The organism is Kocuria sp. KKT182, assembly GCF_055635395.1.
Genome location: NZ_JBVMVZ010000002.1, coordinates 43,437 through 56,407, shown reverse-complemented (window position 1 = coordinate 56,407; position 12,971 = coordinate 43,437). Strand labels below are relative to the sequence as shown.

The following is a 12,971-nucleotide window of genomic DNA, read 5'->3' as shown; positions in this document are numbered from 1 at the left end:
AAGGGTTACGAGGACTGTCCACGATCACAGGCCCTCCCGCACCGCTGCCCCGGCCCGCAGCCAGGCCCGGCGGGTGGCCGGGGTCATCGCGGAGAACCGCACTCGACCCTCCACCAGTGCCCGGTCATACGGGATCGTGGCTACGGCCCGCACATAGGGGGCGAACTCTTCGGCCAGTTCCTTGGCCTTGGTCTTCTGGTGGCCGGGCTCGCAGCACAGCACCACCACTACCGCGTTGCGCGCGAGCTCCTGGGCGTGGGTGTCTCCGGCGTGCAGGGCGGCCAGCACCCGGGAGGCACCCTCGGCGGCGTCATCGACGGACTTCACCGGGATCACCACCTGATCGGCGTGGCCGATCATCGCCTGCCAGTTCGCCCCGCGTTCGGTATTGCCCGAATCCATCACGATCGCCCGGTAATACTTCGCGGCCACCGCGTGCAACCGGTCCACCTCGTCCCCGGTGACCATGTGCCGCTCCTGGTCCCCGGAACGGTCATCGGAGCGCAGCACGTCATAGCGATCGGCCGGCTGGTGGTGGACGTACCCGGACAGGTCCCCCACCCGGGCATCGGATGTCATGAAGTGCTCAGTGCGCCCCAGCAAATCCACCACAGTCGCCTCATGGCCGGCGTCGAAGGTGCGCCACCCCAGCGACCCCAGGGAGTTGTTGTTGTCCCAGGCCAGCACCCCGCCCCCGGACAGGCGGGCGAACACAGCCGCCAGGCAGATCACCGTGGGGGTCTTGCCGGCCCCGCCCTTGGGGTTCAGGACCGCGATCGTGCGCGGCCCGGCCCAGTGGGCCGACACCGCGGCCTCATCCTTCCGCTGGCTCAGCTCCGCGGCCGAGGGCGCCAGGTGCAGGCCCAACTGGTTCAGCGCCCCGCGCCACCCGTGCTGGGCCGGGGCGTCCACCTCGGGGCGGTCCACGAAGGACGGCAACGACTCCCGCCGGCTGCCAGCAGTCTCGGGCTCCACCACCGCCGCGGGGCGGGCCGTGGACGGGCGGCCACCGAGAAACGGATTAGGCGCGGGAGCAGCCGCCGTAGCCAGTGCAGCGGGGGCCTGTTCCTCCTCCGCCGCAGCAGCCACCGGGACGGTCTCTCCCGACACCACCGATTCCACGGCAGGCACCGACTCGGACCTAGCGGGCTCGACCGGGGCCGGGGGCTCGACGGTGGCCGGTGCCGGGGACACACTTTCCTGCCTAGAGGCGCCATCGGCACCGACCAGGAAGGTGCGGGACCCGGCAGGGTCCTCGATGTGCAGCTGCATGTCCTGGCTGGTCTGCTCCGCCAGGGTCTTGGCCGTGGCCATGACCGAGCGGCGGGCATCGCCTACGGAGGAGTGGTTCTCCTGGGTCGTCTCCCCGTCAGTGTCCAGGTGCACGGTACCGGTGGAGTCGATCGTGGCGGTCATTCTCATCAGGGGGTCTCCTTAGCAGTGGGGGTAGGGCTCGCAGTCGGTGACGTGCTGGCTGTGGGAGTCGGGCCGGTCTCGACCAGGGCATAGAGGGAGCCATCGGTGGACCCGTCCACCCGGGTCAGCGCCATCCCGTTGTCGGTGATGACGTCGGGCACCGCCGCCTGATCGGCCGTCGTGGTGGCCTCGGTCTGCCCGTCACGGGTGACCTGGGTCTGCTCGCCGTCATCGGTGACCCAGGCGTAGCCGGCCGCCAGCGTGGCTTGGCCCTCCAGGCGGTGGGCGGTGGTGGCGTCCACATCGACCAGCACCGTGGAGGCCAGCAGCAACCCGTGCACCCGGTCGGTCTGCACCGTGGAGGCGGTGATCTGATTGCCGTCGAGTTCGCGCACCGCGACCTGCTTCACCCCGGTCGCATCAGTGGCCTCGTCCACGTCATAGAACCCGACGACGGTCTGCTTCCCGTCCTTCCAGGCGGCGACCACCCGGCCGTCCACGCTGCCGAGGATGCCGGTGAGTTCCGCACCCTTGGCCGGGGCCGGCAGTCTCGCCGGTTTGGGCAGGGCGGCGGAGTCGGTGCCGACCCGCCACACCTTTCCCGCCTTGGCATCAGCAGCGATCAGGTCCGCCCCTTGGGCCTCCAGCGGTTTGGCGGCCGCGGGCACCACCCGGGCGGCGGTGGACCCGTCCGCTGCCACCAGCAGGGACTTCTGATTGGGCAGGTCCAGGCGGGGCACGGTGCCGCCGTCCAGAACCACGGTGGCCTCCTGGGGGACCTGGACCCGGATCGGCTCGGTGGAGTCCGGGGTGAACAGCACCAGCTCTTTGCCCGTGGCGGCCGCCAGGCGGGTCTGCCCGTCTACGGTGAACAGCCCCAGCTGCGTCACGGTGAACGGCGCGGTGCGGCTCCACTGCTCCACACCCGTGTCGGGGTCGTGGCCGATGAGCTTGCTCCCGTCCACACTGACCGGCCGACCCTCCCAGTCCAGGACCGCCTGCACCTGTGACCCGGACATTGGCGTGGCCCACGCACCGTAGGTGTCCCATCCGGCCGGGGCCGGCACCGGCAGCTGGGCCGGGGGCGGGGTGTGCACCACCGCCACCGGCTCTCCCTCGCCCTCGGTGAGGTTCATCGCCACCGAGGCCCCGGCGGTCAATCCCAGGACTCCGACGCTGCCCCAGATCGCCAGGGCGCGACGGCGCTGGTTCCCGGATCGGGCACCCGCCGTGCGTGTCCGGGCGGAGCTTCCGCCCCGGCGCGCTGCCCTGTGCTCAGCCGGCCCGGGGCCAGCCGGGGGCTCGTACTCCTCCAGGGTGCCCAGTTCGGCGTCCACGACCATCTCGAACATGGACCCGTCCTCGGTGTGACCCTGCACCCGGCACATCTTCAACCCCAGCCGCCGGCACACCTCAGCCGCCGCATCAGCAGCGACCTCATGGGTAGCGCCCGCATCGAGGACGGGGTAGGTCAGCACCTCCCCGTTGGCCTCGGCCACGATCTGCTCCTGACTAAACGTCAGGGCGATCACCGGCCAGGTGTGCACGGCCGGGCTCACGAGGTGGCCTCCCCGGCGGGCAGCTCGTGGGACTGGTGGCCCACGACCTCCCAGGCCCCGGAGTGCTTTTCCAGGTAGATCGTCACGTGCCGGGTCCCGGTGCCCTCGGCCGGTTCCCCATCGCGGCTGGCCCACCGCCAGGTCACCTTGTACGCCCGGATCGCCTTGTCCTGCCCCACGTCGCGGGTCGTGTCCCCGATCGCCGGCACCGCCTGAGCCCGGCTGTAGGCCCCGTGCGCAGCGGGGTCCAACCACGCCCCCTGGGAGGAGTTGCGTTCGGGCTCGATCTGCTGGGCCGCCCACTCATCGGACATGAGCGGCTTCGTGCGGATTGCAGCGGCCGTCTCAGTGCGGTCCACCACGGTGTCCCAGGAATGCAGCAGAACCGCGGCCGCCCGGGCGGTGGAGTCCACATCGGTGCGGTCCACGTCCTCAACGGCCGGGAACGTTCCATCCCCGGGGACCTCCGGGGTGGGGAAGCTGCTCGACGTCGGCCAGTCGGCCGGGGCCGAGCTGGCCGGGGACGCAGCACTGGAGGAGGCGGACGTCTCCTGAGCTGGCTCAGCAGAGCAGGCAGCCAGGGGCAGGGCGCACAGGGCCAGGGCAGTGATCAGGTGGGGGCGGCGGCTCATCGCGGCCACGCTCCTTTCTCTCGCAGGATCGGCTCGGGGTCGATGTTGAAGCCCTGATAGGGGGAAACCACGTCGGGGGCATTGGGCTTGTAAATCTCGATGTGCAGGTGCGTGGACATACCGAACTGGCCCCGGTTGCCCTCCACGCCGATCACGTCGCCGCGGGTGAGCTTCTGGCCCTTTTTCACGCCCCAGGCGTTCAGGTGGCAGAAGGCGAACCCGAAATCGGGATCGTCCCCGTCCTCCTTGGCGATCACGCATCCATCGGTGTCGTTGAACCCGGTGATCCGCAGATCGGTCGGGGCGATTACCGGCCCCCCGGGGCGGGAACCGGCACCGGGGGTGGCGAAGTCCAGGCCCACGTGGTTCTGCGCCCACTCGGGCAGCCCTGGCACGTTGCGCCGCCCGTAGCCGGAAGTGAACTTGCCCCCGGGCAGCGGGGCGGTCCACTCCCCGTCACCCAGGTCCCCGTCCCACGCCTTGCCCCCGGCGGGGGCCTCACACCCGGGCGAGAACTCGACCTGACCACCGTCGAGGATCCTGGCCACGTAGCGCTCCGTCTCCGCGAACGGCGGCACACCCTTGTGCTGGGCAACCGCGCCGGGGCCGGCGTTGTAAGCAGCCAAGGTCAGGCGCACCAACTTGCTTGCATCGTCGCCGGCCAGGGACTTCACTTCATTCCTGAGGTCTGCCATATAGCGGCCGTAGGCCGGAATCGCGTCCTCGGGGTCAGTCACGTTCCCGCCGTTCCCGTACTGGGCCCAGGTCTCGGGCATGAACTGGGCGATGCCCTGAGCCCCGGCAGAACTGCCGGCATTGGGATTCCAGTTGGACTCCTGCTGGAGCTGGGCAGCTACCACGCTCACCGGCAACCCGGCCGTCTTAGCGGCCTCCTCCACCAACGGCCCCCAACCGTTGGGGACATTGATCACCGCGTCCTCGGAGTCCTCATCGGAGACGACCGCGGAAGGGGAACACTGACCCATTGCGGCTTGCATATCGGTCACCAGGGCGATGCCGGCCACACTCACAATGGGGGCGCCTACTGCGACCACTCCCACCAACGCCAGGACAGTAATTGCGAGTGTCGATGAGCTTCTGGACTCTTCCTCTTCCACGAGTCACCTCCTTTCACGTTTGGTAGTACCATCATGTAGTGAAAGGAGAGTGCAATCAAGAAAGCGTGGTGGGTCCATCGGGGCATTCGCTGTCTTGAGGAAATTCGGCGCAATCAGTGGAAGGTGTGGACAATGGTCCGTATGCCAGCGCCGATTCAGCCCCAGGGCCAAAGTGACGACGTGCATCAGGCCGTCATCGCGCTCGGGAACGGACTACGGGCCGCCATCATTCACGAACTCAGACGGAGCCCCCTGCTGGGGCCCGACCTCAACGAGCGGTTATCCCTGCCCTCGGGCACCGTGACTCCACAGCTGGCAATCCTGCGCGACCTCGGTGTAGTGGTGTCTGAAACCCAGACAGGCCGGGGCCGGCCGACACTCCACACGCTCAACGAGGCGCGGATCCAAGAACTGCTCGACACGTTGGATGCCTACCTCCTGGGCGACAACCCGTCCTGATTCTGTTGCGGCACACCAACACAACGCTCTCCCCCCAAAGGTCCTTTCTGTCCCGCTCTTGCAAGGCGGAGCCCTACCTCAGCTCAACGCCGATGGTATGTATGCAAACTCCAGGACCCCAATCAATGCGGGGGACATTGCATCGCCGCACCCCAGAGGCAGGGACGTCAAACATGCAGAGCTACAGGACCAGCAGTCAGATCGCATCTGTCCCCTGATCCGGGGACGCGGTACTCATTATGTGAACAGGTAGGTGCTGTGAGGCATGAGGTTCTTGCCATGGATGGGCCGATGAGCTGTGAAACGGGATCCGCGCTTCAGGATGGAAGTTCCTACACAAGTCGTGCGCGAAGAGAGCCCCACTCCTGCTTTACGCCAACCAGGTCGCCATCTACATCCAAGCCGCAACGGGCAGGGGGACGTCGTTAGCCCCCAGTTCAGCGGCCTGCCTCAGCGGCGACACGCGACGGGCCGGAAGATAGCTATTGTGCAATAGGTCTGTAAGACTGGCCTCATGAGTGAGTACAAGGCGCCGAAGATGTATGGCCGCAAGGTCGCATTTAGCACGCGCTTTACGCCTGATCAGCATCGACTTGCAGCTGAGGCTGCTGCTAGGTCCGGTCTGTCAATGGCGGAGTACCTTGGCGCGTTGATCGAACGCGATGCAGGGCGGACCAACAAGCTCGACAACCCACAGGAGGCGGAACTCCCGCTCAAGAACACCGCTTAAACGACTGACGGTCCGCCTGCCAGGGCGGACCGTCGAAGTCAATCAGCTGTCGCAAGTTTGGCGACCGAGACAGCTGGTTCAACAGAAACCGGATGAGAACCGCATATGAACCCATTACCAGGGGACTGTTGTGTCCCCTAGTGTACCTGAGGCGCGTCCGCAAGTGGACCCTGCCTTGCTGGATGTTGCCCTTTTTTGCCCCGAGACCCCGGCCCGCCGGTTTCTGGCGCACCACCGGATCGAGTACTTCCGGTGCGGTCAGACCAAGTCGCAGGCGTTCCCCAACCGTGGGCGGCCTGCTGGGGAGTTCGCGTTCATCCAGCTCAATCCGGCCGATTGGTTGAACTTCCTCGTTGTGGACGTCGATGACGAGGACGCGTTGTTGAACCTGATGCACCCGGCCGTGCCCGAGCCGACCTGGATCATCGAGAACCCGGACACCGGTCATGCCCAGGCTGGGTGGGCGATCGAACCGGTCTACCGGGGCGAGGGTGCTCGGCCGGGTCCGATCCGCTACGCGGAGGCGGTGCAGCGGGCCCTGGACCGGCTGGTGGACGGGGATCCCTGCTTCACCCGGTACCTGGTGCGCAACCCGGCCGCTGCGTTCCCGGCCGGGCGCGTGTGGTGGGGCCGCAGAGTCAGCCCATGGTCTCTAGGGGATCTCAAGGCGCACATGGCCGAGTACATCGATCCGTTCCACGACGAGGCCATCGACGGGCCAGCAGCACCGGCCTGGGACCCGGGCACGGCCCTGTTGGGGCGAGTCGGCATCCCGCGGGTCCCGGTGGTGGACACCGCGACGGAGGTGGGGCGCAACACCGCGGTCTTCCGCGCCACCCGCCGGTGGCTGTGGGACCAGCGGCAGGCCCGCCAGCAGACCCCGACGGAGGCCGCCTCGATCGCCCACGCCAAGGCGCTCAACGCCCAGCTGACCCACCCGCTGCCCGATGGGGAGGTGACGTGTCTGGCGCGCTCGGCCGTCCGTCAGGTCAACGCCGGCAAGGGACGTCCCACCTCCACCAGTGGTTCCGATGCGGCACACGAGTATCTGGCCCGGATGGGACGGCGTGGCGGGAAGGCCAGGACCGAGGCCAAGGCGCGTGCGGCGGCGAACAACGCCGGGAAGGCACGCCAGGCCCGTACCGACCGTGTGGGGCAGTTGCGTGCCCAGGCGGTGCGGTTGCGGGCGGCGGGGGCGACCTACCGGGCCATTGCCGAGGCCGTGGGGCGTACCGCCCGCACCGTGATGGCCTGGCTGAAGAACGCGCCCATCTACAACACCGTGGGAGACGGTGAAGTTCTCCAAGCAACAGGTATTGGTTCCGCCCCCTCCCCTAGCCTGGAGGTGCCCCCCGGACCTGCCCAGGAAGACGATGCCCCCGTAGCGTGTGAACCCGCTTACCCGTGGCCCGAAGGCGTCCTGCCTGGAGAACCAGACCCCGACTTCCGGGATCGGCTCCTCCCCGAGCACTGCGGTCTCACTCTCTGGGTGCCCCTGGACTACCTGGAGGACTACCCGCTGGGCTCCGGGTACTGGTCTTTTACCACCGCCTCCGCCTACTGGGAGACGGTCAAGGACGGACCGTTCCACGGTGCTGCGCTGGGTGGCCGGGAACTGCACGTGACGCAAGTTGGGGCCCGTCTCGGCAAACTCCACGGGTTACGCGTCCCCCATCTGACGGCCGTCACCTACGAGGTCATTCGAGGTGCCGGCGAGACGCGCTGGTCTGCACGGTTCGCCGGTTACATCGTCCACTGACAAGGCGTGTCCGGGACCAGTGTGGCGGTGCTCCCAGTGTTTATCTGACCGTTAGCTGGGCCGGTCAGGAACGCGGCCGAGTGCGGTGTGGTGCGGGAGCGAGGATCGCCGCGAACATCTCCTGTAGCGCAGCGAGGTCGTGATCCTCGGCTGCGGCCCGCGAGGCGGCATCGTTGACCGCCCCGGTGAACTGGGTCTAGTTGTTGTGGGTCATGAGGTTCTTGGCGCGGGTGCGTCGATGAGATGAGGAACGGGCTCCTCGTCACAGGATGGAAGTTCCTACACCGTCCGTCCGCGCGAGAGAGCCCGTTCATGACCCACGTTAATGCACCTCTGACCCCGACCGGCCGGCTGCGCATGGTGTTGCGCCACCTCGACGACGGGATCCCGATGGCCCACGTGGCCGCGGAGTTCCGCGTCAGTCGGCCCACGGTGGCGACCTGGGTGGCCCGCTACCTCGAGTCCGGCGAAGCCGGGCTGGCCGACCGTCCCTCGACCCCGCGGCGCAGCAGCACCCCGCACCCCGGCGGCGGTCGTGGAGCTCATCGAGCGCTGGCGCCGCAAGCACAAGTGGTCGGCGCGGCGCATCCACCGCCACCTGGTCGACCGCGCCGTGGCGATCAGCCTGCGCACCGTCGGCCGCTGGCTGCACCGGCTCGGGATCTCCCGCCTGCGCGACCTCACCCCCGCCGGCGAGAACTCCCGCAGGACCCCGGGGCGGATCCGCGCCGCCTGGCCTGGGCACATGGTCCACCTGGATGTGAAGAAGGTCGGGCGGATCCCCGACGGCGGCGGCTGGCGGGCCCACGGCCGCGGCACTACGGCCGCGAAGGCTGCCAAGCGCGGACCCGGGGCGAAGGTCGGCTACACCTACCTGCACTCGGCCGTGGACGGCTTCTCAAGGCTGGCCTACACCGAGGCTCTCGAGGACGAGAAGGCGGTGACCACGATCGGGTTCTTCTGCCGGGCGAGAGCCTTCTTCGCCGCCCACGGCATCGCCCGGTTGCACCGGGTCGTGACCGACAACGGCGCCAACTACCGGGCCAAGGACTTCACCCGCTGCGTGGAAGCCCTCGCCGGCCGGCACCAGCGCATCCGCCCCTACACGCCGCGGCACAACGGGAAGGTGGAGCGGTACAACCGGCTGCTGGCTGACGAGGTGCTATACGTCCGCCCCTACGCCAGCGAGCAGGCCCGCCGGGACGCCATCGGGGTCTGGGTGAACCACTTCAACTACCATCGGCCGCATACCGCCTGTGGTGATCAGCCCCCGGCCTCACGCGTCCCGGCCCGTGCCAATAACGTCATGCCCTCTTACATCTAGTCCAGCTACCAGTCGGCGGCTGTGGCCAGAAGATCGAAGACGAAACCGGCCGAGCGGGGGATCATCGACACCGGTAGGAACGGCTGCGCTCCGGGATCGTTTTGCGCAGCTGCCCCGCCCAGGGATAGATGTCCTAGAACAGGAGACAGTGAATGGCCTGCAGTTCGGCCAGATCTCGGGTGGGTGGCGGAACAACCGCCGGATGTGGGCCGTCACCGGGTCAGCTTCCGCAGTGGCGAGCTCTGTGGTGGTGCAGGCGCCGATCAGGTCGGTCAGGATCCCGGTGTGTGGGTCCAAATACCGGGCACGGTGCGGGCCGGGGGCCTTACTCAAGGCCGTAGCGGGCGCGGGTGCGCCGAACCAGCTCCTCGACCTCGAGCCCACCGGCGGCGAAACGATCCAGCTCCGCCTGGGTCGCTGTGGTGACGTGAAGCCCTTCCATGGCCGCACTGTGCACCACGGAGCCCACCTGTCGTGCCCGGTCTATCTCGAGAGCCGGCGGCAGAATGTGCTGCTGAGCCATGGAACCTCCCCGATCAGTGTGTCGAGCCGCGCCATGCACAACTGTCTCCCGCTCCCCCACTCCTTTTGTGTGCTTCGCCGGTCCAAGAAGATGCAGGAATGCTGATTGGCCGGCCGCCGTCGTGATCGTTGCCCCGGTCATCGATGATCCGGTGGTGTCGACGGCATTTAGTCCGGTGGTCACGGATCGCTGCGAGAGGCCGGATCTTCACAGGGCCTTCCTCATGTGGAGGCTGGGTATGGCCACCTTCCGGTCGGCCGGTGCCCGACGGGCCCCCACCGCCTGGTCGGGCCCTGGTCGATGTTCCAGCTCTCTATCGCGCTCGGGCACTCCGGAGGGTTCACCGCGGGGTGGACCAGTATGCCTCGAGCCGGGCCATGGCGTCTTCGGGAGTCATCGCGGCGACCTCTTGGACGCTCAGTCCGACCTGGGTAATGAGGCGGCGGGCGAGCCAGTCCGGGACGGGCTCCACCGGGACCGGTTCGGGGGTGGCCTCGAGGTCAGCGAAGAGACGGCCCATGGACTCCAGCACCGTGGTGAGAGCGGTTGCCTGGGGCAAGGTGCCCAGGGCGGCGACACGGGCGGTCATCTCCTGGTAGACCTCATCATCGGATCGGGCGCCGGCGGCCCAGACCTCGGCGACATCGATCACGGTGGCCCCGACGGTGTCGGTGGTCGTTCGCCACACGATGCGCCAGTCGCGGTCACCGACCACTAGTTTGCGGAAGCCGATGAGGTCCCCCAGTAGTGGTTCGCCGGCATCGACGGAGCGTTCCAGCAGGAGCATTTTCTTGAAGGCCCAGCGCACGATCTGGGGGTCCTTGCGGTGCAACCGGTGCAGGTCGGCGATGGCGTCTTCGGTGAGTCGTACTACCGCCCGTGGAGCATCCGGGGTGGAGGGCCCGGGCGTGCTCACGGTCTGCCGGCGGCCAGGTCAGCGTCTAGTTCCGCCTCCAGCTGGGCCCGGTCCAGGCCGAAGGCGGTCAGTGCCTCATCCAGGGAGCCGCGCACTCCGCTGTCGGTGGCAGCACGCACGATGACCAGGGCCGCATCGCGCAGGTCTCCCTCCAGGGTGCGCAGCTGCTCCAATTGGCGGGCGCTCACAACGGCGGCCACCGTCTTGCCGTGGCGGGAGACCACGACCTCCTCCCCTGCCTCGGCGTCTTTGATCAAACCGGCCACACCGCGCTGGGAGGCCTCGGTGACCGAGATGGGATGGGAAAGATCCAGAAGAGACATACCCAAAGTATACAGTTTTCTGTGCAGTTTAGGGGCTGGCGAAGATCGCCACCGAGGCCGCGAAGAAGCTGCCCGTCACCGGTGGGGTCGTCCACTGGGACCAGGCCCCGGAGGGGTACTGGGAGCGGCTCATGGCGGCCCTGCCCGTCACCCAGGTGTGGGTATCGCCGGGCGGCTGGCCAAGCGCCTGGAGGCGATGGGCATCGAGACGATCGCTGATCTGCGTGATGCCGACCCGGTGGCCATCCGCCACAAGTTCTCCGTGGTGCAGATGCGCACCGTGCTCGAGCTCAACGGCTTCCCCGCCATCCCCGTCGAAGACGTCGCCGCGACCAAGCAACAGATCCTGGTTTCCCGGTCGTTCCCGGACCCGATTCACGACCCGGAGATCGTCGGGGCCGCGGTGGCCGAGTTCGCCCAACGCGCCTCCCGCCGGCTCCGGAAGGAAGGCGAGGTCACCGGGCGCCTCACCGTGTTCGCCTCCACTTCCCCGCACCGGCCCGGACCCACCCACAACGTCTCCGCGCATGTGCGTCTGGCCGTGCCCACCAACGAGCCCACTCCCCTGGTGGCCGCGGCCCGGGCCGCCCTGGTGCCCAAGCTGATGCACGGGATGTCCTACATGCGCGCCGGCATCTTGTGTCTGGACCTCGCCCCCGACGGGGCCGTGCCGGTCCTGCCCGGGGTCCTTGAGCAACCCGCCCCCATCGGGGAGCTCATCGACGCGGTGAACGGGCGCTTCGGAACCGGCACCCTCGCCCTGGGGCGCACTGGCGCCCACTCCCCCACCCCCTGGACCAACCGCCAAACCGACCTCTCCCCCAGGTACACCACCGATTGGAACGAACTACGCACCGTCAGTTGAGCGCGGTGCATTCCATTGTTCCTGTGCAGTCAATTAGGTCTATTCATTCCATTGCCTCTAGTGATGGTGCTACTAAAACCGTTGGGGCGACTCGATCTGTGCTATCGCTTCCAAGGTGCGCACCCTGTCCCGGGCAGTAGTCCGCTCGGTCCGCAGTTCTTGGGTTCCGTGTACGGCTTCCTCGCGCCAGCCCCGCAACCACTGGACGTCATGCAATATCTGATCCGGGACCAACCCGGCCGCGGCGATCACGGTGGCCAGCTCGCCGACCACGACTTCGACCCGCCTCCCAGTCGTGCTATGCAGGGCGGCCCTCAGCGCGAGGCGCCCACAAGTGTCATGGCCTATCTCGGCGGCCTCGGGTGCGTGGAGAGGGATACGCAGGGGGTTCAGGCGAGAGACGAAGGCTGCCGCACATTTCCTCGGCCCTGGCGGGCCTCCGAAATGATTGCCCACGAGGAGCAAGGTCGCCTCCGCACATGGGTTGATCAGCACGGCAAATGGAGTGCTGCACCGTTCTCCCCACGCTTCCTCGGAGTCGGGAGGGCATCATTCAAGTACTACATTATATTGTGTATATTCAATATATTCGACGGTGCACTATTGGTGCTTGGGGATGGCTTTGCCTTCCATGGTCCTGGTGCTCGTCTCGCAGGAGGTCCCTCTGAAAACGCCGTATCGGTGAGGCGAGTGATGGAGGGAGGGTCTGTCGCCTAGGGACAGCCACTCCCCTCGAATCAGAAGTCACATGGGATGTGTTAAACACACAGCAATGCATGCATTGAATATAGGCATGGCATGGGCGACACCTTTTGCCTACACCGACGGGACATCGCTCTTCGGTCTGCGAGGGCTTAGGGCAGGGTGCTCCACTTAGGTTGCTTGAGTCAGTCCTTCCGGGACGAGTTCTACGCTGAAGCGTATGGTTGTTCTAGTTGCTTTAGAGAGTATATTCAATCTATTTTTGTGCATGGTTAGATTGAATATACGCGGCAAAAGCTATGCAGAGTGGCCGGTCGGAGCGTAAAGCCCGGACGGATGGCCTCTGAGGTTGGACCGTCGTCTTCGATGTGCGCGAACGCCTCGCGGCACATATAGTCAGACGGTCGCCGCGGGGTGGAGCAGTTCGGTAGCTCGCTGGGCTCATAACCCAGAGGTCGCAAGTTCAAATCTTGCCCCCGCAACCAGGCAAGGCCCCCAGATTAATCTGGGGGCCTTTGTTCTGCGCGGGCTAGGGTCTGGGCCACGCTTCCAGTGAGACTTTCGCTACCTTGCCTGCATCGGCGGTCTAGGGGGAGGCTGGCAGGCCTATGTCGATAGAATCACTGGAATCCCTAAAAGCACTGG

The 12,971-nt window shown here is 67.2% G+C and carries 11 protein-coding genes, 1 tRNA gene and 1 pseudogene; 6 read left to right on the top strand and 7 right to left on the bottom strand.

The features are described from left to right. Positions 1–24: 24 nt before the first annotated feature. Genes ACZ2G1_RS18460 through ACZ2G1_RS18445 form a run of 4 tightly spaced genes read right to left on the bottom strand, consistent with a single transcriptional unit; the run spans position 25 to position 4,725 of the window. Positions 25–1,422, bottom strand: coding sequence for a MinD/ParA family ATP-binding protein (locus ACZ2G1_RS18460; RefSeq protein ID WP_470377861.1), 1,398 nt, complete (start codon positions 1,420–1,422; stop codon positions 25–27). Further along, positions 1,422–2,975: a hypothetical protein gene (locus ACZ2G1_RS18455; RefSeq protein ID WP_470377860.1), complete on the bottom strand. Its 1,554-nt coding sequence runs from the start codon at positions 2,973–2,975 to the stop codon at positions 1,422–1,424. The genes ACZ2G1_RS18460 and ACZ2G1_RS18455 overlap by 1 nt, the downstream gene beginning before the upstream one ends. Further along, positions 2,972–3,607 carry a hypothetical protein gene (locus ACZ2G1_RS18450; RefSeq protein WP_470377859.1) on the bottom strand — a complete coding sequence of 212 codons (636 nt, stop codon included), beginning with the start codon at positions 3,605–3,607 and terminating at the stop codon, positions 2,972–2,974. Before ACZ2G1_RS18450 ends, ACZ2G1_RS18455 begins: the two co-directional genes overlap by 4 nt. After that, complete coding sequence (locus tag ACZ2G1_RS18445) at positions 3,604–4,725, bottom strand: transglycosylase SLT domain-containing protein (protein WP_470377858.1); 1,122 nt, start codon at positions 4,723–4,725, stop codon at positions 3,604–3,606. Before ACZ2G1_RS18445 ends, ACZ2G1_RS18450 begins: the two co-directional genes overlap by 4 nt. A 180-nt stretch (positions 4,726–4,905) precedes the next feature. On the opposite strand from ACZ2G1_RS18445, the gene ACZ2G1_RS18440 reads away from it, so the two are divergent. The 4 genes and pseudogenes from ACZ2G1_RS18440 (at position 4,906) to ACZ2G1_RS18425 (ending at position 8,997) form a co-directional block, all read left to right on the top strand. Continuing rightward, positions 4,906–5,184 (top strand): ArsR/SmtB family transcription factor, encoded by a 279-nt coding sequence (locus ACZ2G1_RS18440; protein ID WP_277552062.1) that lies wholly within the window; start codon positions 4,906–4,908, stop codon positions 5,182–5,184. Between the two features lie 514 nt (positions 5,185–5,698). Then, a complete protein-coding gene (locus ACZ2G1_RS18435) occupies positions 5,699–5,914 on the top strand; it encodes a hypothetical protein (protein WP_081994610.1) in 216 nt (71 codons plus the stop codon). Between the two features lie 163 nt (positions 5,915–6,077). Beyond that, positions 6,078–7,673, top strand: coding sequence for a replication initiation protein (locus ACZ2G1_RS18430; RefSeq protein ID WP_470377857.1), 1,596 nt, complete (start codon positions 6,078–6,080; stop codon positions 7,671–7,673). A gap of 312 nt (positions 7,674–7,985) precedes the next feature. Further along, positions 7,986–8,997, top strand: a pseudogene (locus ACZ2G1_RS18425) (IS481 family transposase). A gap of 325 nt (positions 8,998–9,322) precedes the next feature. Here the strand turns inward: ACZ2G1_RS18425 and ACZ2G1_RS18420 are convergent. The 3 genes from ACZ2G1_RS18420 to ACZ2G1_RS18410 all read right to left on the bottom strand — a co-directional run bounded on the left by ACZ2G1_RS18420 (position 9,323) and on the right by ACZ2G1_RS18410 (position 10,759). After that, the gene (locus tag ACZ2G1_RS18420) at positions 9,323–9,520 is read right to left on the bottom strand and encodes an antitoxin VbhA family protein (protein WP_277552065.1); all 198 of its coding nucleotides are present in this window, start codon (positions 9,518–9,520) and stop codon (positions 9,323–9,325) included. A 340-nt stretch (positions 9,521–9,860) separates the two neighbouring features. Next, positions 9,861–10,436 (bottom strand): type II toxin-antitoxin system RelE family toxin, encoded by a 576-nt coding sequence (locus ACZ2G1_RS18415; RefSeq protein ID WP_470377856.1) that lies wholly within the window; start codon positions 10,434–10,436, stop codon positions 9,861–9,863. Then, complete coding sequence (locus ACZ2G1_RS18410) at positions 10,433–10,759, bottom strand: type II toxin-antitoxin system Phd/YefM family antitoxin (RefSeq protein WP_251356446.1); 327 nt, start codon at positions 10,757–10,759, stop codon at positions 10,433–10,435. Before ACZ2G1_RS18410 ends, ACZ2G1_RS18415 begins: the two co-directional genes overlap by 4 nt. A 157-nt stretch (positions 10,760–10,916) precedes the next feature. On the opposite strand from ACZ2G1_RS18410, the gene ACZ2G1_RS18405 reads away from it, so the two are divergent. After that, positions 10,917–11,624: a DinB/UmuC family translesion DNA polymerase gene (locus ACZ2G1_RS18405; RefSeq protein WP_470377855.1), complete on the top strand. Its 708-nt coding sequence runs from the start codon at positions 10,917–10,919 to the stop codon at positions 11,622–11,624. 1,110 nt (positions 11,625–12,734) lie between these two features. Then, positions 12,735–12,811 (top strand) — tRNA-Met (locus tag ACZ2G1_RS18400). Positions 12,812–12,971 lie beyond the last annotated feature (160 nt).